The organism is Citrobacter sp. Cb041, from assembly GCF_030336655.1.
Classification (GTDB): domain Bacteria; phylum Pseudomonadota; class Gammaproteobacteria; order Enterobacterales; family Enterobacteriaceae; genus Citrobacter; species Citrobacter braakii.
The window spans coordinates 65,113-90,738 of the sequence record NZ_JAOWDD010000031.1 but is presented as its reverse complement, the minus strand read 5'-3'; the positions used below and the strand labels follow the sequence as shown (position 1 = coordinate 90,738).

Annotated in this window: 30 protein-coding genes; 14 read left to right on the top strand and 16 right to left on the bottom strand. The window is 52.3% G+C overall.

Annotated features, from left to right (window positions below):
* Positions 1-127: 127 nt before the first annotated feature.
* Entirely contained in the window at positions 128-604 is a 477-nt protein-coding gene (gene greA, locus OGV52_RS06925) for a transcription elongation factor GreA (RefSeq protein ID WP_016154674.1), read from the bottom strand.
* Between the two features lie 248 nt (positions 605-852).
* On the opposite strand from greA, the gene dacB reads away from it, so the two are divergent.
* Positions 853-2,286 carry a serine-type D-Ala-D-Ala carboxypeptidase gene (gene dacB / locus OGV52_RS06920; RefSeq protein WP_153689978.1) on the top strand — a complete coding sequence of 478 codons (1,434 nt, stop codon included), beginning with the start codon at positions 853-855 and terminating at the stop codon, positions 2,284-2,286.
* A gap of 95 nt (positions 2,287-2,381) precedes the next feature.
* On the opposite strand, the gene cgtA is transcribed toward dacB, so the two are convergent.
* The 4 genes from cgtA to rplU form a co-directional block, all read right to left on the bottom strand.
* Entirely contained in the window at positions 2,382-3,554 is a 1,173-nt protein-coding gene (gene cgtA / locus OGV52_RS06915; RefSeq protein ID WP_016154676.1) for an Obg family GTPase CgtA, read from the bottom strand.
* A gap of 15 nt (positions 3,555-3,569) precedes the next feature.
* Positions 3,570-4,535: a DMT family transporter gene (locus OGV52_RS06910; protein WP_016154677.1), complete on the bottom strand. Its 966-nt coding sequence runs from the start codon at positions 4,533-4,535 to the stop codon at positions 3,570-3,572.
* 127 nt (positions 4,536-4,662) lie between these two features.
* Positions 4,663-4,920: a 50S ribosomal protein L27 gene (gene rpmA, locus OGV52_RS06905; protein WP_003025030.1), complete on the bottom strand. Its 258-nt coding sequence runs from the start codon at positions 4,918-4,920 to the stop codon at positions 4,663-4,665.
* A gap of 19 nt (positions 4,921-4,939) precedes the next feature.
* Complete coding sequence (gene rplU, locus OGV52_RS06900) at positions 4,940-5,251, bottom strand: 50S ribosomal protein L21 (protein WP_003025032.1); 312 nt, start codon at positions 5,249-5,251, stop codon at positions 4,940-4,942.
* Positions 5,252-5,508: 257 nt separating this feature from the next.
* Here rplU and ispB point away from each other — a divergent pair, with 257 nt between their 5' ends.
* Positions 5,509-6,480, top strand: coding sequence for an octaprenyl diphosphate synthase (gene ispB, locus OGV52_RS06895; protein ID WP_019077785.1), 972 nt, complete (start codon positions 5,509-5,511; stop codon positions 6,478-6,480).
* A gap of 221 nt (positions 6,481-6,701) precedes the next feature.
* Positions 6,702-6,986 carry a DNA-binding transcriptional regulator SfsB gene (sfsB, locus tag OGV52_RS06890; RefSeq protein ID WP_016154679.1) on the top strand — a complete coding sequence of 95 codons (285 nt, stop codon included), beginning with the start codon at positions 6,702-6,704 and terminating at the stop codon, positions 6,984-6,986.
* A 59-nt stretch (positions 6,987-7,045) separates the two neighbouring features.
* Here the strand turns inward: sfsB and murA are convergent, their stop codons facing one another.
* The 7 genes from murA to mlaF all read right to left on the bottom strand — a co-directional run bounded on the left by murA (position 7,046) and on the right by mlaF (position 11,894).
* A complete protein-coding gene (murA, locus tag OGV52_RS06885) occupies positions 7,046-8,305 on the bottom strand; it encodes a UDP-N-acetylglucosamine 1-carboxyvinyltransferase (RefSeq protein WP_003839949.1) in 1,260 nt (419 codons plus the stop codon).
* Between the two features lie 53 nt (positions 8,306-8,358).
* Complete coding sequence (gene ibaG / locus OGV52_RS06880; protein WP_003025040.1) at positions 8,359-8,613, bottom strand: BolA family iron metabolism protein IbaG; 255 nt, start codon at positions 8,611-8,613, stop codon at positions 8,359-8,361.
* A 169-nt stretch (positions 8,614-8,782) separates the two neighbouring features.
* Positions 8,783-9,076 (bottom strand): lipid asymmetry maintenance protein MlaB, encoded by a 294-nt coding sequence (gene mlaB / locus OGV52_RS06875; RefSeq protein ID WP_016154680.1) that lies wholly within the window; start codon positions 9,074-9,076, stop codon positions 8,783-8,785.
* The gene (gene mlaC, locus OGV52_RS06870; RefSeq protein WP_016154681.1) at positions 9,076-9,711 is read right to left on the bottom strand and encodes a phospholipid-binding protein MlaC; all 636 of its coding nucleotides are present in this window, start codon (positions 9,709-9,711) and stop codon (positions 9,076-9,078) included. The genes mlaB and mlaC overlap by 1 nt, the downstream gene beginning before the upstream one ends.
* Positions 9,712-9,729: 18 nt before the next feature.
* Positions 9,730-10,287 (bottom strand): outer membrane lipid asymmetry maintenance protein MlaD, encoded by a 558-nt coding sequence (mlaD, locus tag OGV52_RS06865; RefSeq protein WP_016154682.1) that lies wholly within the window; start codon positions 10,285-10,287, stop codon positions 9,730-9,732.
* Between the two features lie 4 nt (positions 10,288-10,291).
* Positions 10,292-11,074: a lipid asymmetry maintenance ABC transporter permease subunit MlaE gene (gene mlaE / locus OGV52_RS06860; protein WP_003025053.1), complete on the bottom strand. Its 783-nt coding sequence runs from the start codon at positions 11,072-11,074 to the stop codon at positions 10,292-10,294.
* A gap of 7 nt (positions 11,075-11,081) precedes the next feature.
* Positions 11,082-11,894 carry a phospholipid ABC transporter ATP-binding protein MlaF gene (gene mlaF / locus OGV52_RS06855; protein WP_016154683.1) on the bottom strand — a complete coding sequence of 271 codons (813 nt, stop codon included), beginning with the start codon at positions 11,892-11,894 and terminating at the stop codon, positions 11,082-11,084.
* A gap of 214 nt (positions 11,895-12,108) precedes the next feature.
* Here mlaF and OGV52_RS06850 point away from each other — a divergent pair, with 214 nt between their 5' ends.
* From OGV52_RS06850 to npr, 11 genes are all read left to right on the top strand, one after another.
* Positions 12,109-13,086: a calcium/sodium antiporter gene (locus tag OGV52_RS06850; protein ID WP_016154684.1), complete on the top strand. Its 978-nt coding sequence runs from the start codon at positions 12,109-12,111 to the stop codon at positions 13,084-13,086.
* Positions 13,087-13,099: 13 nt separating this feature from the next.
* Entirely contained in the window at positions 13,100-14,086 is a 987-nt protein-coding gene (kdsD, locus tag OGV52_RS06845) for an arabinose-5-phosphate isomerase KdsD (protein WP_016154685.1), read from the top strand.
* A gap of 20 nt (positions 14,087-14,106) precedes the next feature.
* On the top strand, positions 14,107-14,673 hold the full coding sequence (gene kdsC, locus OGV52_RS06840; RefSeq protein ID WP_046276014.1) for a 3-deoxy-manno-octulosonate-8-phosphatase KdsC: 567 nt from the start codon (positions 14,107-14,109) through the stop codon (positions 14,671-14,673).
* Positions 14,670-15,245, top strand: coding sequence for an LPS export ABC transporter periplasmic protein LptC (gene lptC, locus OGV52_RS06835; protein ID WP_047358522.1), 576 nt, complete (start codon positions 14,670-14,672; stop codon positions 15,243-15,245). The genes kdsC and lptC overlap by 4 nt, the downstream gene beginning before the upstream one ends.
* The gene (gene lptA, locus OGV52_RS06830) at positions 15,214-15,762 is read left to right on the top strand and encodes a lipopolysaccharide ABC transporter substrate-binding protein LptA (protein ID WP_047358523.1); all 549 of its coding nucleotides are present in this window, start codon (positions 15,214-15,216) and stop codon (positions 15,760-15,762) included. Before lptC ends, lptA begins: the two co-directional genes overlap by 32 nt.
* 6 nt (positions 15,763-15,768) lie before the next feature.
* On the top strand, positions 15,769-16,494 hold the full coding sequence (gene lptB / locus OGV52_RS06825; RefSeq protein ID WP_003025073.1) for an LPS export ABC transporter ATP-binding protein: 726 nt from the start codon (positions 15,769-15,771) through the stop codon (positions 16,492-16,494).
* Between the two features lie 46 nt (positions 16,495-16,540).
* Positions 16,541-17,974, top strand: coding sequence for an RNA polymerase factor sigma-54 (rpoN, locus tag OGV52_RS06820; protein WP_016154689.1), 1,434 nt, complete (start codon positions 16,541-16,543; stop codon positions 17,972-17,974).
* 22 nt (positions 17,975-17,996) lie between these two features.
* Entirely contained in the window at positions 17,997-18,284 is a 288-nt protein-coding gene (gene hpf, locus OGV52_RS06815; RefSeq protein ID WP_003025078.1) for a ribosome hibernation promoting factor, read from the top strand.
* 83 nt (positions 18,285-18,367) lie between these two features.
* Positions 18,368-18,859, top strand: coding sequence for a PTS IIA-like nitrogen regulatory protein PtsN (ptsN, locus tag OGV52_RS06810; RefSeq protein WP_131346980.1), 492 nt, complete (start codon positions 18,368-18,370; stop codon positions 18,857-18,859).
* Positions 18,860-18,904: 45 nt separating this feature from the next.
* Positions 18,905-19,759, top strand: a complete 855-nt coding sequence (rapZ, locus tag OGV52_RS06805; RefSeq protein WP_003025085.1) for an RNase adapter RapZ — start codon at positions 18,905-18,907, stop codon at positions 19,757-19,759.
* Complete coding sequence (gene npr, locus OGV52_RS06800; RefSeq protein WP_003828770.1) at positions 19,756-20,028, top strand: PTS phosphocarrier protein NPr; 273 nt, start codon at positions 19,756-19,758, stop codon at positions 20,026-20,028. The genes rapZ and npr overlap by 4 nt, the downstream gene beginning before the upstream one ends.
* Before the next feature lie 86 nt (positions 20,029-20,114).
* Here npr and mtgA read toward each other — a convergent pair whose 3' ends face one another.
* The 4 genes from mtgA to mnmL form a co-directional block, all read right to left on the bottom strand.
* Positions 20,115-20,834, bottom strand: coding sequence for a monofunctional biosynthetic peptidoglycan transglycosylase (gene mtgA, locus OGV52_RS06795; RefSeq protein ID WP_016157575.1), 720 nt, complete (start codon positions 20,832-20,834; stop codon positions 20,115-20,117).
* Complete coding sequence (gene elbB / locus OGV52_RS06790) at positions 20,831-21,484, bottom strand: isoprenoid biosynthesis glyoxalase ElbB (protein WP_016154692.1); 654 nt, start codon at positions 21,482-21,484, stop codon at positions 20,831-20,833. The genes mtgA and elbB overlap by 4 nt, the downstream gene beginning before the upstream one ends.
* A gap of 229 nt (positions 21,485-21,713) precedes the next feature.
* A complete protein-coding gene (arcB, locus tag OGV52_RS06785; RefSeq protein ID WP_016154693.1) occupies positions 21,714-24,050 on the bottom strand; it encodes an aerobic respiration two-component sensor histidine kinase ArcB in 2,337 nt (778 codons plus the stop codon).
* Between the two features lie 167 nt (positions 24,051-24,217).
* The gene (gene mnmL, locus OGV52_RS06780) at positions 24,218-25,147 is read right to left on the bottom strand and encodes a tRNA modification radical SAM protein MnmL/YtqA (protein WP_049040958.1); all 930 of its coding nucleotides are present in this window, start codon (positions 25,145-25,147) and stop codon (positions 24,218-24,220) included.
* Positions 25,148-25,626: the final 479 nt, after the last annotated feature.

The window sequence follows — 25,626 nt, the reverse complement described above, 5'->3', positions numbered from 1 at the left end:
TTGTGTAAAACGCGGGATTTTCCGCTAGCAGGAGAGCAAAATGCCACGCTCTCTTCGTTGATAAAAGGCCGCTATGCGGCCTTTTTCCTTTCTTTACAATGTATCAACATCTTAACCAAGATGCGAATTACAGGTATTCTACCTTCGTTACTTCATATTCAACTTCACCGCCCGGCGTTTTAATAACCACCACGTCATCCTGCTCTTTACCGATCAGGCCACGAGCAATAGGCGAGTTCACCGAAATCAGGTTCTGTTTAAAATCGGCTTCATCATCGCCGACAATACGCCAGGTCTGCTCTTCGTCGTTATCGAGATTCAGCACGGTAACCGTCGCGCCGAAAACTACGCGACCATTGTTCGGCATTTTTGTGACGTCGATAACCTGCGCGTTGGACAGTTTAGCTTCGATATCTTTAATGCGCCCTTCGCAGAAACCCTGCTGTTCGCGCGCCGCGTGATACTCTGCATTTTCTTTCAGGTCGCCATGCTCGCGCGCATCTGCGATAGCGGCAATGATTTCAGGACGGCGCACCGATTTCAGAAAATCCAGCTCTTCGCGCAGTTTTTCAGCACCACGTAAGGTCATTGGGATAGCTTGCATTTGTTATACCTCTTGAACATTCCTGTAGGGGGCGGCTGCTCTCACCCCGGCTGCTAAGCCCACTCTGGCATACGCCATGCCAGAGTCAGAAGCAAAAAAATACCGACCCGGGGCTCAGGGTCCCAGGTCAGCTACAATTCTCTATTTGATGATCATTTTACCCTGGAGTTCCCTATGGGTCATCGTTTACTTTTTGGGGCGTTGCGCCGTAGTATGACGGCCTGTTTCCAGGTTGTTAGCGCGAGATTATGCGATTTTCCAGATTTACCATTGGATTGACTGCCAGTATAGCGTTCAGCGTTCAGGCTGCGAACGTCGACGAGTATATCAATCAGCTCCCTGCCGGGGCCAACCTCGCCCTTATGGTACAGAAGGTTGGCGCACCTGCTCCTGCTATTGATTACCATAGCCAGCAGATGGCGCTGCCGGCCAGTACACAAAAAGTGATCACCGCGCTGGCGGCATTGATTCAGCTCGGGCCTGACTTTCGTTTTACCACCACGCTTGAGACTAAAGGCAACGTGGAAGGCGGCGTTTTGAAAGGTGACTTAGTGGCGCGATTTGGTGCCGATCCGACGCTAAAACGTCAGGATATTCGCAATATGGTGGCAACCCTGAAAAAATCAGGCGTGACGCAAATTGCCGGAAATGTCATGATCGACACCTCCATTTTCGCCAGTCATGATAAAGCGCCTGGCTGGCCCTGGAACGACATGACGCAGTGTTTTAGCGCACCGCCCGCGGCGGCTATTGTCGATCGTAACTGTTTCTCGGTTTCACTCTATAGCGCGCAAAAACCTAACGATCTCGCCTTTATCCGCGTGGCATCTTACTACCCGGTCACCATGTTCAGTCAGGTGCGTACTCTCGCTCGTGGCTCTGCCGAAGCGCAATATTGTGAACTGGACGTGGTTCCAGGCGATCTCAACCGCTTTACGTTGACCGGATGCCTGCCCCAACGAGCCGATCCGCTGCCGCTGGCATTCGCTATTCAGGACGGTGCCAGCTATGCTGGGGCGATTATCAAAGATGAGCTAAAACAAGCCGGTATCACTTACAGCGGGACTCTGCTGCGCCAGACGCTGGTCAACGAGCCGGGGACCGTGGTAGCCAGTAAGCAGTCGGCGCCGCTGCACGACCTGCTTAAGATTATGCTGAAAAAATCGGACAACATGATTGCCGATACCGTTTTCCGTATGATTGGCCATGCACGATTTAACGTGCCAGGTACCTGGCGAGCAGGTTCTGATGCCGTACGCCAGATTCTGCGTCAGCAGGCGGGCGTTAATATTGGCAACACCATTATTGCCGACGGTTCGGGTCTCTCTCGTCACAATCTGATTGCGCCTGCCACCATGATGCAGGTGCTGCAATATATCGCTCAGCACGATAACGAGCTGAACTTTATCACCATGCTGCCGCTGGCAGGCCATGACGGCTCTTTGCAATACCGTGCGGGTCTGCATCAGGCTGGCGTAGATGGCAAAGTATCGGCGAAGACAGGCTCACTGCAGGGGGTCTATAACCTGGCAGGCTTCATCACCACGGCAAGCGGTCAGCGCATGGCATTTGTGCAGTATCTGTCTGGTTATGCGGTAGAGCCAGCTGATCAGCGTAATCGCCGTATTCCACTGGTCCGCTTCGAAAGCCGGTTATACAAGGATATTTATCAGAATAACTGAGTATGTTTGCCGGATGGCAGCGCTAACGCACCTAATCCGACCTTCTGAAACCTGGAAACAAAACCCCGGCAACATGGCCGGGGTTTTTAATGTGATTAACGCTTGTAGATGAACTCTACGCCTTCTTCGTCGTCTTCGTCCCAATCGTCATCCCAGTCATCTTCTGCTTCGTCTTCGACTTCAGCGAGTTGCTGGCGGTGATAATCATCCCACATGAACTCGACTTTCTCTGGCTGTTTCGCTTCTTCAGCCTGAACAATCGGGTTCTCGATGATAAAGGTCATCACATCCCAGCAGAGATCCTTCACGCCCAACTGGCTGGCGGCGGAGATCAGGTAATATTTACCTTCCCAGCCCAACGCTTCGGCGATCGCTTTCGCTTTCTCTTCCGCTTCAGCCTTGTCCAGCAAATCAATTTTGTTGAACACTAACCAACGCGGTTTAGACGCCAGATCCTGGCTGTATTTTTCAAGCTCGCCAATAATGATACGGGCATTTTCAACCGGATCGGAACCGTCAATCGGATCGATATCAATGAGGTGTAGCAGTACGCGGCAACGTTCCAGGTGTTTCAGGAAGCGGATACCCAAGCCTGCGCCCTCAGCCGCGCCTTCAATCAGACCCGGAATGTCGGCAACCACGAAGCTCTTTTCGTTGTCCATACGCACCACACCCAGGCTCGGAACCAGGGTGGTGAACGGATAGTCAGCGACTTTCGGCTTCGCCGCGGACACCGCACGGATAAACGTCGATTTACCGGCGTTTGGCATGCCCAGCATCCCCACGTCCGCCAGCAGCATCAGCTCCAGCATCAAATCGCGTTTATCGCCCGGTGTACCCATCGTTTTCTGACGCGGAGTACGGTTGACCGAGGATTTGAAACGGGTGTTGCCCAGACCGTGCCAGCCGCCTTTAGCGACCATCAGACGCTGACCGTGTTTGGTCATGTCGCCCATGGTTTCGCCCGTGCCCTGATCGATTACACGCGTACCTACAGGCACTTTAATCGTGACATCTTTACCACGCTTGCCGGTGCAATCACGGCTCGCGCCATTCTGTCCACGTTCCGCGCGGAATGATTTTTCAAAACGGTAATCGATCAGCGTGTTCAGGTTTTCGTCGGCTTCCAGCCAAACGTCACCACCGTCACCACCGTCTCCACCGTCCGGACCGCCTTTTGGGATGTACTTTTCGCGGCGGAAGCTGACGCAACCATTACCGCCATCACCTGCAACGACCAGAATCGATGCTTCATCAACAAACTTCATTTTACTCTCCGTAAATCATTCGCCTGAGCGGGGCTGCGAAACCACCGTTTCATGCTTACGTAAACCGCCCCAAATTCGATGACCAATGGCGGAATACATCGCGCCCGCAACCACGATAAACGCACCGAGATAACCTAATAGGTTTAGCATCGGTCTGGCGAAGAAATCGGGCCAGGCCAGTGATAATAAATCTGAAAATAACAACGTAAACAGCGGAGTGAGCGTAATAATGGCGCTCACCTGTGCCGCCTGCCAACGCGCCATCGCTTCCGCGAGAGCACCGTATCCTACCAGCGTATTCAGGCCGCAGAATACAAGGCATGCCAGCTGCCAGTCACTGAGCTGCGTGATGACACCGGGTTTAGCCAACGGCAACAACGCAATCGTACATAAAGTGTACAGTAAAAACAGGATCTGCGGTGATGCCAGACGGCGCAACAACACCTTTTGCGCGACCCCATAGCTCACCCAGACCATCGCCGCACCAACACCAAAGATAACGCCCCAGGTGTAATCGGTGAGACGGGTAAAAATTTCGATCAGACTGGTATTAAAAAACAGAACCAGGCCGCTCAGAAGCATAATGGCGCCAATCACCTGCGTACCGCGCATCTTTTCTTTCAGGATAAAGACGCTGGCAATCATCATACCAACCGGTGACAGCTGACCGATAACCTGCGAAGCCGTTGGGCTCAAATATTGCAAGGATGAACTAAACAGAATGAAGTTACCGAACAACCCACCGGTAGCGATAGCCAACAGGATCAGCCAACGCGCTTTGCGAAAAATACGCAACGGAGGGAGCTTTTTTTTAACCGCAAGAATAGCGCCAAGGCCAATGCTTGCCATTAAAAAACGGTAGAACACCACGGTAGGAGGCTCCATCACCTCCAGCACTTGCTTCATCGCTATTGGCAAAGCGCCCCAACATACTGCCGTTGTGAGTGCTAACAGAATACCAATACCTGCCTGCTGCTTCATGCCGTATTCCCTGCAAGGGCTCGTTTCCGGGTTATCACGGCGCGACGAGCGTATTTACCGGCCGTCGAATGTAAAAAGCCCCGCAACGTGTTGCGGGGCTTTTATCCGTTACCGGGACGCGAAAAACTTATTCAGCAACGATGCTGATGAATTTACGGTTTTTCGGGCCTTTCACTTCAAATTTCACTTTACCGTCTGCTTTAGCAAACAGAGTGTGGTCTTTGCCGCAACCAACGTTGGAACCAGCGTGGAATTTAGTACCACGTTGACGAACGATGATGCTACCAGCCAGAACTGTTTCACCGCCGAAGCGTTTTACGCCCAGACGTTTAGCTTCTGAATCGCGACCGTTACGAGTCGAGCCGCCAGCCTTTTTATGTGCCATTTAATCTGCTCCCCTTAACTTAAGCGCTGATGCCAGTGATTTTTACATCAGTGAACCACTGACGATGGCCCTGCTGCTTACGGTAGTGTTTACGACGACGAAACTTAACAATTTTAACTTTCTCGCCACGACCGTGAGCAACAACTTCAGCTTTGATAACGCCGCCATCAACGAAAGGAACGCCGATTTTGACTTCTTCACCGTTTGCGATCATCAGAACTTCTGCGAATTCAACAGATTCGCCAGTTGCGATGTCCAGCTTTTCCAGGCGAACGGTCTGACCTTCGCTTACTCGGTGTTGTTTACCACCACTTTGGAAAACCGCGTACATAAAAAACTCCGCTTCCGCGCACACCTTTTTGATGATTCAGAGTGCGCTATAAATATTCACAATAGGGCGCGAATATTACGCAAAACGCGAGCCTTTGACAAGTGCTACGTCAATACATGAAGAAAAAAAACACAACACGTACGGTAACGTTTATCTATGGCGTTTTTTCAGTACAATCAGCATATATTTATAACCCTAAACCCGACGTTACCTTCCGATACAGTGAGGTAATCGGGGCGAGAAGCCCGGCTTTTGCGATGAATTTAGAAAAAATCAATGAGTTAACCGCGCAAGATATGGCGGGGGTCAATGCGACAATCCTTGAACAGCTCAATTCCGACGTGCAGCTGATCAATCAACTGGGGTACTACATCGTTAGCGGCGGCGGAAAACGCATTCGCCCAATGATCGCCGTACTCGCCGCGCGTGCAGTTGGCTACCAGGAAAATGCGCACGTTACGATTGCAGCCCTCATCGAGTTTATCCACACCGCGACCCTGTTGCACGACGATGTTGTGGATGAGTCCGACATGCGCCGCGGAAAAGCCACGGCGAATGCGGCGTTTGGCAATGCGGCCAGCGTGCTGGTCGGCGATTTTATCTATACCCGCGCTTTTCAGATGATGACCAGCCTCGGTTCGCTGAAAGTGCTTGAAGTCATGTCGAAAGCGGTCAACGTCATCGCCGAAGGTGAAGTCTTGCAGTTGATGAACGTCAACGACCCGGACATCACTGAAGAAAACTATATGCGCGTTATCTACAGTAAGACTGCGCGTTTGTTTGAAGCGGCTGCCCAATGCTCTGGCATTCTGGCTGGTTGCAGCGAAGAACAAGAGAAAGGGTTGCAGGATTATGGCCGTTATCTCGGTACCGCTTTCCAGTTAATTGACGATTTGCTGGATTACAACGCGGATGGTGAGCAACTGGGTAAAAACGTCGGTGATGACCTCAACGAGGGTAAACCAACGCTGCCGCTGCTGCATGCCATGCGCCACGGCACCCCTGAACAAGCACAAATGATCCGCCAGGCTATTGAGCAGGGTAATGGCCGTCACCTTCTGGAGCCTGTTCTGGAAGCGATGAACGCCTGTGGTTCCCTGGAGTGGACTCGCCAACGTGCAGAAGAAGAGGCTGATAAGGCCATCGCTGCGCTGCAGGTACTGCCTGATACGCCGTGGAGAGAAGCGCTGATTGGTCTGGCGCATATCGCCGTACAGCGCGACCGTTAATACCCTGCGGCATCTTTCATCATCCCGTGCCCTGCACGGGATGCTTTTATAAATTCCAATAAACACGTCCCCCTCTCCAGCAACCTTCGCATAAATTTGGCATATTCTGAATATACTCACACTTTACATGAACATTTTAGAACATTCGTTCTCCGGGCGTTATAGTATCTCCACAACCGATCGTGGAACCATAAGTCGATAACCAAAGGAGAGATGAGTTTATGGAAAACAAGCTGATTGACTGGCATCCGGCCGATATCATCGCCGGACTGCGCAAGAAAGGGACCTCAATGGCCGCTGAATCACGTAAAAATGGATTAAGCTCATCAACGCTGGCCAATGCGTTAACACGCCCATGGCCAAAAGGTGAGTTGATTATCGCCCGATCGTTGGGAACCGACCCGTGGGTGATTTGGCCGTCACGCTATCACGATGCAAAAACACATGAGTTTATCGACAGAACGCGGATGATGAGGGGACGCAAAGAGAAACAGAATCCTGAATGAACACTGATGAGTAGTAACCCCCGGTTCACAGAACTGGGGGTTACAAGAGACGTAGACGATTACTCGCCTTTCACGCGCTCAATGTTTGCGCCCAGCGCGCGCAGTTTATCTTCGATGCGCTCATAGCCGCGATCGATGTGATAAATACGATCGACTACCGTCGTACCTTCAGCAATACACCCTGCCAGCACGAGGCTTGCAGATGCGCGCAGATCGGTCGCCATAACCTGTGCGCCGGAGAGCGTTTCCACGCCGTGGCAAATCACGGTATTGCTTTCGATTTCTGCGTGAGCGCCCATACGGCTCAGTTCAGGCACGTGCATAAAGCGGTTCTCAAACACGGTTTCCGTGATGAAACCCGTTCCTTCTGCCACCAGGTTCAGCAACGTGAACTGGGCCTGCATATCGGTAGGGAACGCCGGGTGCGGCGCCGTGCGCACATTGACCGCTTTCGGACGTTTACCGTGCATGTCCAGGCTGATCCAGTCGTCACCGACTTCGATATCCGCTCCCGCATCACGCAGCTTCGCCAGAACGGCATCCAGCGTGTCAGGTTGTGCATTGCGGCAGATAATTTTGCCGCGAGAAATTGCCGCTGCGACCAGGAAAGTACCGGTTTCGATGCGGTCAGGCAGAACGCGATACACACCGCCGCCGAGGCGCTCAACGCCTTCGATGGTAATACGATCGGTACCCTGGCCTGTGATTTTTGCGCCCAGCGCAATCAGGAAGTTCGCGGTATCCACGATCTCCGGTTCACGCGCGGCGTTTTCGATGATGGTAGTGCCTTCGGCAAGCGTTGCTGCGCACATGATAGTGACCGTCGCGCCGACGCTCACTTTGTCCATGACGATATGCGCGCCTTTCAGGCGGCCATCAACGGACGCTTTCACATAGCCTTCTTCAAGCTTAATAGTCGCGCCTAACTGCTCCAGACCAGTAATGTGCAGGTCAACCGGACGCGCGCCGATGGTGCAGCCGCCCGGCAGTGAAACCTGGCCCTGGCCAAAGCGGGCAACCAGCGGCCCAAGCGCCCAGATGGATGCACGCATGGTTTTGACCAGATCGTACGGCGCACAGAAGACGTTCACGTCACGCGCATCAATGTGCACAGAACCATTACGCTCAACTTTCGCCCCCAACTGGCTCAGCAGCTTCATTGAGGTGTCAACATCCTTCAGTTTCGGGACGTTCTGGATCTCTACAGGTTCTTCAGCCAGCAGCGCCGCAAACAGGATCGGCAGCGCGGCGTTTTTAGCGCCTGAAATTGTGACTTCGCCCTGGAGCTTGGTTGGCCCCTGAACACGAAATTTATCCATTATTCTGTTCTCTGTTAAGAATTTATCTTCGCTACCGGCATATCACCCGTAGCTCAAAAACCGTTAAGTTTGCGATCGCGCGCCCATTCCGCTGGAGTAAACGCCTTAATCGACACGGCATGAATGCGGTTGTCCGCAATGTACTCCATCAACGGGCCATAGACCGATTGCTGTTTCTTGACCCGGCTCATGCCTTCAAACATCTCACCCACGGCAATAACCTGAAAGTGACTGCCGTCGCCAGAAACGTGGACTTCCTGGAGGGAGAGTGCATTCATCAGCACGCTCTGAATTTCATTATTTTCCATGGGCTCTTCATTCGTCAGATAGTGAAAACAGCCCAACATCTTAGAGCAAAGTGGCGCTGTCATAAATAAGCAAAAAGCCCCGCTGATAAATCAGACAAGGCTTTAGTGGCAGATCCCCCGCTGAGGAGTTGCCGGATGGCGGCACAAGACCTTATCCGGCTTACAAAAATTAACGCGGAAGAACGTCGTCAGGCAAATTGTAAAGCTGCGCCAGCGTGTACACTTTATCGTTCACGCCAGCGAGCGAAACGCTGTTCCCCTGCTGCTTGCCCTCATTAATCAGGTGCAGCAGTAATGCCAGACCACCGGTATCCACCCGGGAAATCTGGTTCAGGTCGATGCAGGATACCCCTTTCATCGCCTCAACTCGCGCATCCCATAATGGGTTTAACACGTCCTGATCCAGCTCTCCCACCAGCACCAGCTTGTCGCCTTCACGCATCCAGGTGAGTGACTGCGTCATTATTTTTTCTCTTCCAGCGTGATTTTCTGCTGAGAAATAGATTTCAGCTGTGCCGTCAGGCCATCAATACCTTTCGTACGCAGCAGGTCGCTCCACTCATTCTGTTTGGTGGTGATCATACTTACGCCTTCAGCAATCATGTCATACGCCTGCCAGTTACCCGTCTGGGAATTTTTACGCCACTGGAAATCCAGACGTACCGGAGGACGACCGTTTGGATCGATGATTGTTACGCGGATAGGCACGATGGTCGCATCACCCAGCGGCTGCTCAGGGGCAATCTGATAGGTCTGGCCGTGGTACATCGCCAGCGCCTGACCGTACGCCTGCTTCAGATATTCACGGAATGCGGCGAAATAGGCGTCACGCTGAGCCGGTGTCGCATCTTTGTAGTAGCGGCCCAGTACCAGTGCACCTGCATACTTAACCTGCACGTAAGGCAGCAGTTCCTGATCGACCACCTGACGCAGGTAATCCGGGTTGGAACGGATTTTAGGTTGCTCGTTCTTCAGACGGTCAAACGTCTTCTGCGCCGCCTCATCCATCAGTTTGTACGGGTTCGTCTGGTCCGCTGCGGTTGCCGCGCTAAGTGGAGCAATCACCAGCATAGCCACCATCATCAATCGTTTAAACATACGTCGATTCTCCTGAGATTATTTCGTTGCGCCCGCAGGCGTAGTGGCTTCATTATTGCCTTCAGTTGCGGCTGGCGCATCGCCAGAATTCTTATTGTCATCACCTTTACTGTTGCTGTTGTAAAGGAACTGACCAATCATATCTTCCAGCACCATCGCAGATTTCGTGTCCTGAATCGTACCGCCATCTTTGAGGATAGACGTTCCCAGCTCAGGATCTTCAAAACCTACGTTCAATGCCAGATACTGTTCGCCCAACAGACCGGAAGTACGGATGCTCAGAGAACTGGTGTCAGGAATATGGTTAAAACGCGATTCAATTTCCAGCGTCACGCGCGGCAGGTACGTTTTCTGATCTAACGAGATGTCCGATACGCGTCCTACCACGACCCCGCCAATCCGCACCGGAGAGCGCTCTCTCAGACCGCCGATATTATCAAAGGTCGCATAAATCGTATAAGTCGGTTCAGTACGCATTGAGGTGACGTTCGCCGCCTTCAGGCAGACAAACAGCGCGGCCAGCAGCGCAACCAGCAGGAATAACCCGACCCAAATTTCATTTTTTTTCGTTTGCATGAACTCAATTCCCAAACATCAGTGCGGTCAGCACAAAATCCAGCCCCAGAACGGCAAGAGAGGCGTGCACTACGGTGCGTGTCGTTGCCCGGCTAATCCCGGCAGAGGTCGGGATAGCATCATAACCATTGAACAATGCAATCCAGGTGACCGTAATGGCAAACACCACGCTCTTAATCAGACAGTTGACCAGATCCAGACGCCAGTCGACGGCATTTTGCATAGCCGACCAGAAAAAGCCTGCATCAATACCTTTCCAGCTTACGCCAACCAACGACCCACCCCAGATCCCTACCGCGACAAATATAATCGTCAGCAGCGGCAATGAAATCACACCGGCCCAAAAACGTGGGGAGATCACTCGGCGCAGTGGGTCGACGGCCATCATTTCCAGGCTGGAAAGCTGCTCGGTCGCCCGCATCAGGCCAATCTCTGCGGTTAAGGCCGATCCGGCCCGCCCGGCAAACAACAGCGCCGCAACCACCGGCCCCAGCTCACGTAGCAATGACAGCGCCACCAGCATACCGAGGCTGGTTTCCGCACTGTAGGTCGTCAGCACCAGGTATCCCTGCAACCCCAGCACCATGCCGATGAACACGCCAGAAACAATAATGATCAGCATCGATAAGACACCGACATTATAGAGCTGGCGTATCAGCAGCGGCGCATGTTTGCGAAACTCCGGCTTGCCGACAACTGCATTGAACAACATTAATCCGGCTCGCCCGAACGTCCTGAGGGTTTTTATTCCCCGATGTCCGAGTGATGCCAGCGCATTTAACAACATGGGTGGCTTAACTCCCTGTTTTGAGTAAATCGATGTGGTAGTCGCCCGCCGGGTAACGGAACGGAACCGGTCCATCGGCAATGCCATCGAGGAACTGACGCACACGCGGATCGGCATTTTCTTGCAGCGCCTGAGCACTACCGTAGGCCACTATTTTTTTGTCCGCCATAATATAGGCGTAATCCGCAATACTCAGCACCTCTGGCACATCATGGGAAACCACCACGCAGGTAACGCCCAGCGCGCTGTTCAGTTCAGAAATCAGCTTCACCAGCACGCCCATGGTGATGGGATCCTGGCCGACGAACGGCTCATCAAACATAATAAGGTCTGGCTCCAGCGCGATAGCACGTGCTAACGCGGCACGACGCGCCATCCCACCGGATAATTCAGAAGGCATTAATTTTGCCGCGCCCCGCAGGCCAACGGCCTCGAGCTTCATCATTACCGTGCTTTTCAGCAGCGGCGCAGGCAGCGTTGTATGCTCGCGCAACGGGTATGCAACGTTGTCAAACACATTCATATCAGTAAACAGCGCACCAGACTGGAATAGCATGCTCATGCGCTTACGCACGGTAAATAAACGCGAACGGGACATGGCCGGGACATTTTCGCCGTCAAACAGGATCTCGCCCTTATCGGGGGAGATTTGTCCGCCGATCAGACGCAACAGCGTCGTTTTGCCGATGCCTGATGGCCCCATGATCGCCGTCACCTTACCACGCGGCACCGTCAGGGAAATATTATCAAAGATGCAGCGGTCGCCTCGGGAAAAGCTGACATCGCGCATATCGATTAGATTCGCCACAGACTGACCCATTGATTCATCCTTTACTATTGCCTCGTTGATCGAAGAGTTTGGCGCTCAATTTAGCCCTGAACCCAACATATTTACAGATTATTACCTGTCCTGGTTAGCGAAAGCTGGCATTTGTTTTACTTTTTAGCCGCATAAAGTCAAAATTAAGAATTCGTGACGGCTTCCAGAAATCCTTCAAGTGGACCGGCGAGTATACCTGAAGAAAGGACTTTAGATGCTTTTAGCGACGGCGCTGTTAATAATTGGTTTACTTCTGGTGGTCTACGGTGCCGACCGACTGGTATTTGCCGCATCCATTTTATGTCGAAACTTCGGTATTCCCCCCATTATCATCGGGATGACCGTGGTCAGTATTGGTACATCGTTACCCGAGATAATTGTCTCCGTTGCCGCATCGATGAACGGGCAGCTTGATTTAGCCGTCGGTACCGCCATCGGCTCTAACATTACCAACATTCTGCTTATTTTAGGCCTGTCGGCGCTGATTCATCCTTTTACCGTGCATTCTGATGTTCTGCGTCGTGAATTACCGCTAATGTTGCTGGTAAGCATCTTAGCCGCATCGGTCCTGTATGACGGGCAATTGAGTCGCAGCGATGGTTTCTTTCTTCTGCTTCTGGCCGTGCTATGGCTGTTATTCATTGTTAAAATCGCCCGTCTGGCTGAGCGACAAGGTAACGACAGCCTGACCCGCGAGCAGATCGCGGAACTGCCGCGCGAAGGTGGGTTACCGGTCGCCTTTTTGTGGTTGGGTATTGCGCTAATTATTATGCCAATGGCAACGCGTATGGTGGTAGATAACGCAACCGTACTGGCGAACTACTTCGCCATGAGCGAACTCACCATCGGGCTGACGGTTGTCGCTATTGGTACCAGCCTGCCGGAGCTGGCAACAGCAATTGCGGGTCTGCGTAAAGGTGAAAACGATATTGCCGTCGGCAACATCATCGGCGCGAACATTTTTAATATTGTTATCGTCCTCGGACTGCCGGCGCTGATTACGCCGGGTGAAGTCAATCCGATGGCCTTCACCCGTGACTATAGCGTCATGCTGCTGGTGAGCGTAATTTTTGCACTACTCTGCTGGCGACGTCCGCGCCAGATTGGTCGCGGCGCGGGTGCGCTGCTGACCGGCGGTTTTATCATATGGCTGGCGATGCTGTATTGGTTATCGCCACTTCTCGTTGGATAACTGGAAACGCATTATGTCGCACTTAGAGTTGCAACCGGGGTTTGACTTTCAGCAAGCAGGCAAGGAAGTCCTGGCAATTGAACGTGAAGGCCTGGCGGAGCTTGATCAGTACATTAACCAAAATTTTACTCTCGCCTGCGAGAAAATATTCAGTTGCCCGGGCAAAGTTGTAGTGATGGGGATGGGGAAATCTGGACATATCGGGCGGAAAATGGCGGCCACATTTGCCAGCACCGGCACCCCCTCATTTTTCGTGCATCCAGGCGAAGCCGCACATGGCGATCTGGGCATGGTCTCGCCGCAGGATGTAGTCATCGCCATCTCTAACTCCGGTGAATCCAATGAGATAGCGGCGTTAATCCCGGTGTTAAAACGTCTTCATGTACCGCTTATCTGCATGACCGGTCGTCCGGAAAGCAGCATGGCGCGTGCGGCAGATGTGCATCTGTGTGTTAAAGTGCCCAAGGAAGCTTGCCCGTTAGGCCTGGCGCCGACCAGCAGCACGACCGCAACGCTGGTGATGGGCGATGCGCTAGCCGTGGCATTATTAAAAGCGCGTGGCTTTACCGCGGAAGATTTTGCGTTATCTCATCCCGGTGGCGCACTAGGCCGTAAGCTTTTACTGCGCGTTAACGATATTATGCATACGGGCGATGAGATCCCGCATGTGACTAAAAGCGCCAGCCTGCGTGACGCCTTACTTGAGATCACGCGTAAAAATCTCGGCATGACCGTCATTTGCGATGATGACATGAAGATTGACGGTATTTTCACCGATGGCGATTTACGTCGCGTCTTCGATATGGGCGTTGATGTTCGCCAGTTAGGCATTGCCGATGTGATGACCCCTGGCGGCATTCGCGTGCGTCCGGGCATTCTTGCCGTCGATGCCCTGAACTTAATGCAGTCCCGCCATATCACCTCGGTAATGGTTGCTGATGGCGACCGGTTACTTGGTGTGTTACATATGCATGATCTGCTGCGTGCAGGTGTAGTGTAAGAAACTCAAGGATAAAGAAAATGAGTAAAGCAGGTGCGTCGCTTGCGACCTGTTATGGACCCGTCAGCACAGACGTTATCACCCGGGCAGAGAACATCCGTTTGCTGATCCTGGATGTGGATGGCGTACTGTCTGATGGTCTGATTTATATGGGCAACAACGGTGAAGAGCTGAAGGCTTTTAACGTCCGCGATGGTTACGGAATTCGCTGTGCGCTCACTTCCGGTATCGAGGTTGCCATTATTACCGGACGAAAGGCTAAACTTGTAGAAGATCGCTGTGCCACATTGGGGATCACGCATTTGTATCAGGGGCAGTCAGACAAACTGGTCGCCTTTAACGATCTCCTTAGCAAACTGGCGATCGCTCCTGAAAATGTTGCGTACGTTGGCGATGATCTGATCGACTGGCCGGTGATGGCACAAGTGGGATTAAGCGTGGCGGTGGCGGATGCTCATCCTTTGCTGATCCCGCGGGCCGATTATGTCACCCGCATCGATGGGGGACGCGGCGCGGTACGTGAAGTCTGCGATTTATTACTCCTGGCGCAGGGCAAACTGGACGAGGCCAAAGGGCAATCGATATGAGCAAAACCAGACGTTGGGTTATCATTCTACTGTCGCTGGCTGTCCTTGTGATGATTGGTATTAATCTGGCAGACAAAGACGACACCGCTGAGGTCGTCGTAAATAACAACGAGCCAACCTATAAGAGCGAACATACTGATACCGTTGTGTATAGTCCCGAAGGCGCACTGAGCTATCACTTGATCGCGCAAAACGTTGAATATTATTCGGAACAAGCGGTTTCGTGGTTTACTCAACCGGTATTAACCACATTTGATAAGGATAAAGTACCGACCTGGACGATCAAGGCTGATAAAGCCAAATTGACCAACGATCGGATGCTATATCTGTACGGCCATGTTGAGGTCAACGCCCTGGTGCCCGACTCTCAACTACGCAGAATGACGACCGATAACGCACAGATTAACCTGGTGACACAAGACGTCACTTCCGATGATCTCGTCACGTTATATGGCACAACATTTAACTCCAGCGGACTGAAGATGCGCGGCAACTTACGCAGCAAGAACGCCGAGCTGATTGAAAAGGTTAGAACCTCATATGAAATCCAAAACAAACAAACTCAGCCTTAATCTTGTGCTTGCCAGCTCACTTCTGGCCGCCAGCATCCCGGCATTCGCCGTCACCGGCGATACCGAGCAGCCGATTCACATTGAGTCGGACCAGCAGTCTCTTGATATGCAAGGCAACGTGGTGACCTTTACTGGCAATGTGATTGTGACTCAGGGCACCATCAAAATTAACGCCGATAAAGTCGTCGTAACCCGCCCTGGCGGTGAAGACGGTAAAGAAGTCATTGATGGCTACGGTAATCCTGCAACCTTTTACCAGATGCAGGACAACGGTAAACCGGTTAAAGGCCACGCCTCACACATGCATTATGAACTGGCGAAAGACTTCGTCGTTCTCACCGGTAAGGCTTACCTGGAACAGCTCGATAGCAACATCACAGGCGATAAGATCACCTATCTGGTGAAAGAGCAGAAAATGCAGGCCTTCAGCGATAAAGGCAAACGCGTCACCACCGTTCTGGTACCGTCGCAGTTGCAGGACAAAAACAAGGCTCCGGCAGAGAAAAAAGGTAACTGATTCGTTATGGCAACATTAACTGCAAAGAACCTTGCAAAAGCCTATAAGGGCCGCCGTGTGGTGGAAGATGTCAGTCTGACCGTCAACTCCGGGGAGATCGTCGGTCTGCTCGGTCCTAACGGTGCGGGCAAGACAACGACCTTTTACATGGTGGTCGGCATTGTCCCGCGTGATGCGGGCAACATTATCATTGATGACGAAGACATCAGCCTGCTGCCTCTGCATGCGCGCGCGCGTCGCGGCATCGGCTACTTGCCGCAGGAAGCGTCTATTTTCCGTCGCCTGAGCGTGTTTGATAACCTGATGGCGGTGCTGCAAATTCGTGACGATCTTACCAGCGAGCAGCGGGAAGATCGCGCCAACGAGCTGATGGAAGAGTTCCACATCGAACACCTGCGTGACAGCATGGGACAGTCGCTCTCCGGTGGTGAACGACGCCGCGTGGAGATCGCCCGCGCACTGGCCGCGAATCCGAAATTTATCCTGCTGGATGAACCGTTTGCCGGTGTTGACCCGATTTCCGTTATTGATATCAAACGGATCATCGAACACCTGCGCGACAGCGGGCTTGGGGTGCTGATTACCGACCATAACGTTCGCGAAACGCTGGCAGTGTGTGAGCGCGCCTACATCGTGAGTCAGGGCCACCTGATCGCGCATGGCACGCCAACAGAAATACTGCAGGATGAGCACGTTAAACGCGTATACCTTGGGGAAGACTTCAGACTCTGATAGGGTAGAAGACTTCACGTCACCGCAGGAGAGAACAACTCTGAACATGAAGCAAGGTTTGCAACTCAGGCTTAGCCAACAACTGGCGATGACGCCTCAGCTACAACAGGCTATCCGTCTGTTGCAGCTGTCCACGCTGGAACTTCAGCAAGAACTTCAGCAAGCGCTGGAAAGTAACCCACTGCTCGAGCAAACCGATCTTCACGACGAAATTGATACCCAGGAAAAACAGGACAGCGAATCCCTCGACACCGCAGATGCTCTCGAACAAAAAGAGATGCCAGAGGAGCTGCCGCTTGACGCCAGTTGGGATGAAATTTACACCGCCGGTACGCCTTCTGGCACCAGCGGGGATTACATCGACGACGAACTGCCTGTGTATCAGGGTGAGACCACGCAATCGCTGCAGGATTACCTGATGTGGCAAGTGGAGCTGACCCCGTTCTCGGATACCGATCGCGCAATTGCGACATCCATTGTTGATGCGGTAGACGAAACCGGTTATCTCACCGTAACCCTGGACGATATTCTCGAAAGCATGGGCGATGACGACGTCGGCATGGACGAAATCGAAGCCGTGCTTAAACGCATTCAGCGTTTTGATCCCGTGGGCGTGGCGGCCAAAGATCTCCGCGACTGCTTATTGATCCAACTTTCACAGTTTGATAAAGCCACGCCGTGGCTGGAAGAAGCGCGCCTGATCATCAGCGATCACCTCGATCTGTTAGCCAACCATGACTTCCGCACGCTGATGCGCGTAACCCGGCTGAAAGAAGATGTGCTGAAAGAAGCCGTCAATCTTATTCAGTCCCTGGACCCCAGACCTGGGCAGTCTATCCAGACCGGGGAGCCAGAATACGTTATTCCGGATGTACTGGTGCGTAAGCATAACGATCGCTGGGTGGTAGAACTCAACGGCGACAGCATTCCACGGTTGCAGATTAACCAGCACTACGCCGCCATGTGCAACAGCGCGCGCAACGATGCTGACAGCCAGTTTATTCGTAGCAATCTGCAGGATGCGAAGTGGCTGATTAAAAGCCTGGAAAGTCGCAATGATACGCTGCTGCGCGTCAGTCGCTGTATCGTTGAACAGCAGCAAGCCTTCTTTGATCAAGGCGAAGAGTTTATGAAACCGATGGTGCTGGCGGATATCGCCCAGGCCGTCGAGATGCACGAATCGACCATTTCCCGAGTGACCACGCAAAAGTATCTGCACAGTCCGCGCGGCATTTTTGAATTGAAGTATTTCTTTTCCAGTCACGTTAACACTGAAGGCGGAGGCGAAGCCTCATCCACAGCTATACGTGCGCTGGTGAAGAAATTAATTGCTGCGGAAAACCCCGCGAAACCGCTGAGTGACAGCAAGTTAACCTCTATGCTGTCAGAACAGGGTATCATGGTGGCACGCCGCACTGTTGCGAAGTACCGAGAGTCTTTATCCATTCCGCCGTCGAACCAGCGCAAACAGCTGGTCTGACCCAACCGATAAGGAAGACACTATGCAGCTCAACATCACTGGAAACAACGTCGAAATCACTGAAGCCTTACGCGATTTTGTTAATACAAAATTCGCCAAGCTAGAACAATATTTCGACCGGATTAATCAGGTCTATATTGTGTTGAAAGTGGAGAAGGTGACACATATCTCGGATGCAACACTGCATGTGAACGGTGGTGAAATTCATGCCAGCGCGGAAGGTCAGGATATGTACGCCGCCATTGACGGTTTAATTGATAAACTGGCTCGGCAGTTAACAAAACATAAAGATAAACTGAAACAGCACTAACTTGTCCGGGCAGTTAGCGGGTGCAGGACGGCCTGTTGTGTAGCACAACGGGCCATTTGTACAGTTAGCGCTTAGGTGAAATTATGACAAATAACGATACGACTCTACAACTGAGCAATGTTCTTAACCAGGAATGTACACGCGCTGGCGTTCACTGCCAAAGCAAGAAACGCGCGCTGGAAATCATCAGCGAACTGGCGGCAAAACAGCTCAGCTTGCCCTCTCAGGTGGTATTTGAAGCCATTCTGACGCGTGAAAAAATGGGCAGTACCGGCATCGGTAATGGAATTGCTATCCCGCACGGAAAGCTGGAAGAAGACACGATGCGCGCAGTTGGCGTGTTTGTGCAACTTGAAACGCCAATTGCTTTCGACGCCATTGATAATCAACCCGTCGATCTGCTTTTCGCCCTGCTGGTTCCGGCAGACCAAACCAAGACGCATTTGCATACGTTGTCGCTGGTCGCCAAACGTCTGGCCGATAAAACCATCTGCCGCCGCCTGCGCGCAGCACAGAGTGACCAGGAGTTGTATCAAATCATCACGGACACCGAAGGTGGACTGGATGAAGTATAACAACCCAATGGCATCCTTTTTTGTCGTTGTGAGGAGAAACAGTACATGGTACTGATGATCGTCAGCGGTCGTTCGGGGTCAGGAAAATCTGTCGCCCTGCGAGCGCTGGAAGATATGGGTTTTTACTGCGTGGATAACCTTCCCGTAGTGCTGTTGCCCGATCTGGCTCGTACTCTGGCCGATCGCCAGATTTCTGCGGCCGTCAGCATTGATGTGCGCAACATGCCTGAGTCCCCAGAGATTTTCGAGCAGGCAATGAACAATCTGCCTGAAGGCTTCTCACCACAGTTGCTGTTCCTTGACGCCGATCGTAACACCCTGATTCGCCGCTACAGCGACACGCGTCGCCTGCATCCTCTTTCCAGCAAGAACTTATCTCTGGAGAGCGCTATCGATAAGGAAAGCGATTTGCTGGAGCCTCTGCGCTCTCGTGCTGACCTGATCGTGGATACCTCCGAAATGTCCGTGCACGAACTGGCGGAAATGTTGCGTACCCGCCTGCTGGGCAAGCGTGAACGCGAATTGACGATGGTATTCGAATCCTTTGGTTTCAAACACGGTATCCCAATTGACGCGGATTACGTCTTTGACGTGCGCTTCCTGCCTAACCCGCACTGGGATCCGAAGCTGCGCCCGATGACCGGTCTTGACCGCCCCGTTGCCGCCTTCCTTGACAGGCACACAGAAGTACACAATTTTATCTACCAGACTCGCAGCTATCTTGAGCTATGGTTACCCATGCTGGAGACCAACAACCGCAGCTACCTCACCGTAGCTATCGGCTGTACCGGCGGGAAACACCGTTCGGTGTATATTGCAGAGCAGCTGGCAGACTACTTCCGCTCACGCGGTAAAAACGTACAGTCACGCCATCGTACGCTGGAAAAACGTAAATCATGACCGTGAAGCAAACCGTTGAAATCACGAATAAGCTGGGTATGCATGCTCGCCCAGCCATGAAACTGTTTGAATTGATGCAGGGTTTTGAAGCAGAAGTTTTGCTGCGTAATGATGAAGGAACGGAAGCCGAGGCAAACAGTGTTATCGCTCTGCTGATGCTGGATTCCGCCAAAGGGCGTCAGATAGAAGTTGAAGCCACGGGTCCACAGGAAGTGGAAGCCCTGGCAGCGGTGATTGCCCTGTTTAATTCAGGATTTGATGAAGATTAGTCGAGTACCTGAAGCGCTGCGCTCATCAGGCCTACACGGCAACGTCACACTCCCGTAGGCCGGATCCGTATCCGGCAATAAACCCATTAATACAGCTTATTTTCCCGCATAAACGACTCACCGCCTAGCTGGCGCATTTGGCGCATAATCCACGCCTGACGGCTACGTACATAACCAGAAGGCGCATTCGCTTTAAAACGCAAAGGGTTGGGTAATACCGCCGCCAACAAGGCCGCTTCAGACAGACTCAGCCGACTGGCTGGCTTATGGAAATAGCGCTGCGCCGCTGCCTCCACGCCGAAAACCCCATCACCAAACTCAGCAATATTGAGGTAAACGGTCAGAATACGCTTCTTGCTCCAGACGGTTTCCATACCCAGCGTTAGCCCGGCTTCGAGACCTTTACGCACCCAGCTACGTCCATCCCACAGAAAGAGGTTTTTTGCCGTCTGTTGCGATAACGTCGACGCCCCGCGAATACGGTTTTCATTACGTTCGTTGTGCGCCAGCGCTTTCTCTATGGCGGAAACATCGAATCCCCAGTGCTCGGGAAACTTCTGGTCCTCCGCGGCGATCACCGCCAGTCCCATCCACGGTGAGATCTCATCCATGCTCACCCAGTCCGAGTGCGCCACATAACCGAAATCACCGGACAACCATGCGCTCAGTTGCCGCTCGACCATCACGGCAGAGAAAGGGACTGGCATCACGCTGAAAAGTGCGATGCCCCCGCCCCAGAATACGGCGAGGACAACGACCGCCCGCAGAAAGATACGTCGCAGAAAGGCGGTAACTCCTTTTCTCATTCAGCCAGCACCAGCACACGTGATACCAGTTTATCGATACCACTCGCGGCCTGAGCGATGTCCTGCGCCAGCATATAGGCGGGAGTGGTGACGATTTTGTTGTCTTCATCAACGACAATGTCATCAACCGGACAAGGCACATGCTCAGCGCCCATCTCTTCCAGCACCTCTGCCGTATCAATATCAGTACCGATGGTCAGACGCAGCGGAAAGTCAAAAATTTTAGGTAACATGGCAGGCGCAATGCACATAAATCCCAGCGGCTTACCCGCCTGATGCATAGCCACCGCCAGCGCAGCTAAGTCGCTATCAACCCGGCACTCACTGCCCTGGCTGGCAAAATTGCTAAGATTTTTGGCCGCGCCAAACCCGCCTGGCACGATCAACGCATCCAGTTCCGTTGAGACTGCCTGAGCAAGTGGGCGAATATCACCGCGTGTTATACGGGCGGCTTCAATCAGCACATTACGCGTTTCCTGCATCGGTTCGCCGGTCAGATGATTAATCACATCCGCTTGTTGTTTATCCGGTGCAAAACAGACGGCCTGAGCGCCGTTGCGGGCAATCGCCAGAAGCGTGAGAACAGTTTCATGGATCTCTGCGCCGTCATACACGCCGCATCCGCTGAGCACTACACCCACTTTTTTCATCGTGATACTCCTTTCTCAACTGGCTGAAACATATTAGTTATTATGATTTAAATGCTACGCTTCACACATTTAACTGATTCATGTAACAAATTATTTAAGATTTGCTATCTTAACTGCGTGCGGCCTGAAAATTAGGGCTGCGCCCTTGTAAACAATGATAATAATTTACGGCGCAGCCACGATTTCCCTGGTGTTGGCGCAGTATTCGCGCACCCCGGTCAAGCCGGGGTCATTTTTTTTCCACGCTCGCCACCCAGGCCTTCAATACCGCCACGTCGTGCTGCCACTCCTGCTTCATCTCTTCAATCCATTCAGCAACATTATCTTCCCAGGCTGGAAGGTCTGGCGACTGGATTTGCTGACCTAACTGTTGCAGGTGGCGCAGCCCCACGGAACCTGCCGCGCCTTTAATTTTATGGCCTTCCTCAACAACGCCTTTTTTATCCCGTGCGGTCAGATTGGACTCCAGCACGCTCAAATATCCCGGCATCATCTTCTCAAACACCGCCAGCCCGTCGGTTATTAACTTCGGTCCCACCAGCTCGAGGTATTGTTCCAACATAGGAATATCTAACAGCGCTTGCGATTTACTGCTCTCTTCAGATGTCACAGTGCTCTCCTCTTTGTTTCGGGTATCCCAGTATTTTTTGATCATGGCGGTTAACGCCGGAACCGACAGCGGCTTACTCAGCACGTCGTCCATTCCCGCGTCCAGATACTCTTTTTTATCTTTCAGAACGTTGGCGGTAAGCGCAACCAGCGGCGGCAGGTCCTCACGGGCGTATTTTTGCGTCAGCTCGCGCGAGATATCCAGACCGGTCATATCCGGTAGCTGAATATCCAGCAGCACCAGGTCATATTCGCCCGGCGTGAACATTTCCAGCGCGGCTTTCCCGGTCATGGCGACATCCACGCTGTTGCCCAGTTTTTCCAGCACTGAACGCGCGACAATAACGTTCAGTTCGATATCTTCCACCAGCAGTACATTCAGGGCTGGCAGCGGCATGTCGTCGTCTTCAAAGGCGTCTTCAATCTCTTCCGCTACCGCAGGCGCATGCACGGTCAGCGTAAAGATGGAGCCTTTGCCAGCCTGGCTGGAGACCGTAATATCGCCGCCCATGTTTTTCGCCAGACGCTTCGATACGGCCAGTCCAATCCCGGTTCCCGTTGCCGGTTTGCCGCCATTGCTGTCCTTCACCTGATAATACATGGCGAAGATTTTATCTTGCTCATCCTGCGGAATACCGATCCCGGAATCTTCAACTTCGAAATGCAGTATATTCCCCTGGTCATAGCGCGCCCGCACGGTTACCTGCCCCTGCTGGGTAAACTTCACGGCGTTGCTGATCAGATTCCACAGAATCTGGCGCAAACGCGTGCCGTCGGTAATGACCTTATGCGGCAGTGGTAACGTCGGCTCAAGCACAAAACGCAGCCCTTTTTGCTGCGCCTGCAGGCCAGAGAGGTTTTCCAGATCCGCCATAAAGCTGGTGAAATCGATCGGCTGGTTATCGAGCTGAACTTTACGTCGCTCCATTTTATCCATGTCGATAATATCGTTGAAAATATTCCCCAGCGTCACGGCAGAGACGTGGATTGTTTTCAGGTATTTTTCCTGCTCAGCGGTCAGATCCGTATCCAGCAGGATCCGGCTTAAGCCGACAATGCCGTTAAGCGGAGTGCGCAGTTCGTGGCTGATGGTAGAAATGAAGGTGGTCTTATCGCGGCTGGCACGCTCTAACGCGTCCTGATAACGCTTACGCTCGGTAATATCGCGCCCAAAGCCCATTAGACCATGTCGCTTACCTACGCGGTCATAGTAAGGCACTTTGCGAATTTCAAAGCAGGCTTTGCGCCCGTCCGGATAGTCCAGCCACTGTTCGTAGGTGAGTGAGACGTTATGACGGAACACCTTCTCGTCGGTTTCAATGACCTTTTCTGCCGCCTCAGGGGAGTAAACATCAGCCGGTTTTAAATTCACCAACTGCTTTTCGCTCTTGCCGGTCAGCAGTTCCATGGCACGGTTACAGCCGGAAAATTCTTTATCTTCATTACGATAAAAAACCAGATCCGGCGAGGCATCAAGGAAAGAGCGTAAAAAGGAAGACTGCTGCTCAAGCTGAATCTGCGCTTCTTCGCGCTCTTTGATTTCAACCTTCAACTGCTCGAACGTATCCTGGCGCTCCGCTTCGGCTTTTTCGCGCTCAACAATTTCCTGGTTGAGCTGGGCAATATTATCTTTCAATTGCACATTGAGCTTGAGATCGCGCTCGCGCATCTCTTCCAGCTTTTGTACCAGTCGTGACAAGCGTTGCCGGGACTCTTCCAGTTGCTCCACCACCACTGACAGAAAATAGACGGCCCAGGGGGTAATTAACAGACCAAAAAAGATAGAGCGGATAACATCAATGCTTTCTACCTGGCCATGCAGCACCATGGTGACAGCCATCTGCACCACAATCGCCAACACGACCAGCGCCAGCGCCAATAACAGCGAAAAGCGCACCAGACCCAATTTCATCATCAGGTCGACGTAATATTGCGCCAGCATACGGATTTGCTTCATAGAGGGTTCCTTCACGACAACTTGGCACAATAATACTCAATTCTCAGCGTGACGTTGAAGATTGTGCAAGAAATGCGGAGGTTATCGGTGAAATGACCGAGGAGAGATTCAACGTGGGCCTGATAAGCGTAGCGTCATCAGGCAAGCAGGCGCAGATTGCCGGATGGTTAGCTCCCAGGCTGAATCCACGGAGTGCCAAGCGCAGAGCCTTGAACACCATGAGCATTGAGATAGCGATCCAGTTCGACCATCCCGGTCCAGCGGTTTTCACACCATAGCGGAGCCAACAGCATTGGGCGACGCGCGCTGGCAGAGATTCGATGATAAATCACCTCTGGCGGCGTATGGCGGATCATCTCCCCGGCGGTAACCGTGTAGTCGTCCAGTTCAATTCCGTTCAGCCGTCCGGCTTCCCAGGCCTTTGCCATCGTACTGCCTTTCACAATATGCAGCGGATGCAGCTTAATACCGTCAACGCCCGTCTCCACCACTCGTTCCATGGTTTGCAGACAGTCTGCCTGTCCTTCTCCCGGCAGGCCAACAATCAGGTGTGAGCACACTTTCAGCCCGCGCTCGCGCGCCAGCCGCGTGGTGTTCTGATAGCAGGCAAAATCATGGCCGCGGTTAATCCGGTGCAGAGTTTTGTCATGCGCGGTTTGCAGACCGAGCTCCAGCCATACCTCATAGCCGAGGTCTTTATACTCACAAAGCAGATCGAGTACCGCATCCGGCACGCAGTCGGGGCGCGTCCCAACGCATAACCCGACGATGTTGGCCTGGCTGACCGCCTGTTGATACATCGAACGCAGCACCTGTACTTCCGCGAAGGTGCTGGTATAAGCCTGGAAATAGGCCAGATAGCGTCTGGCGCGATTGACCAACTGCGCCTGATGCTCAAGCTGCTCGGCAATTGAATGGTGCTGCTGTGCTTCATCGGCAAACGAGGCGACATTACAGAAAGTACATCCGCCGCGTCCGATGGTGCCATCACGGTTTGGACAGCTAAAGCCGCCGTGCAGCGTGAGTTTATGAACCTTTTGCCCATAACGGCGAGAAAGATCCCCACCAAACATATTGACTAATTTCTGTAACTGCATAATCTGGTAGACCGCGCCTTGAAAAGAGGCCAAAGCCTGCCATTTTTTGCCCCAGTCGGCGATGACCTGGATCAATCGCCCTGGCGAGCCTTTATTTATTGCATAACAAATCAAAATAATCGAAATTCCATTCACTCAAAATATAATTACTTTTCCTTATATCCAGCTGTTTTTTTTATCTTCTTATACTCTCAGCGTAAAAACAGTATCTTTAAGACGCCAAAACTCTAAAAACCAGCATAAAATGCCAAGCATATCGATAAACAAAGGGAGGACGAGAGATATCCGGCCTTTCTTACAGTGAGACAGATCACACTTCCCAGGGCATCCTCCTCAGGTTATATCAATGTATAAAACCCTTTTATTTCAATATTTTCATAAAGTTAATTACCCAATAGCACATTTTTGCATAAATAAGATTGCCATTTGACCTGTGTGTGGATTCCCGATAACTTGGAAATCCGCTGGAAGCTTTCTGG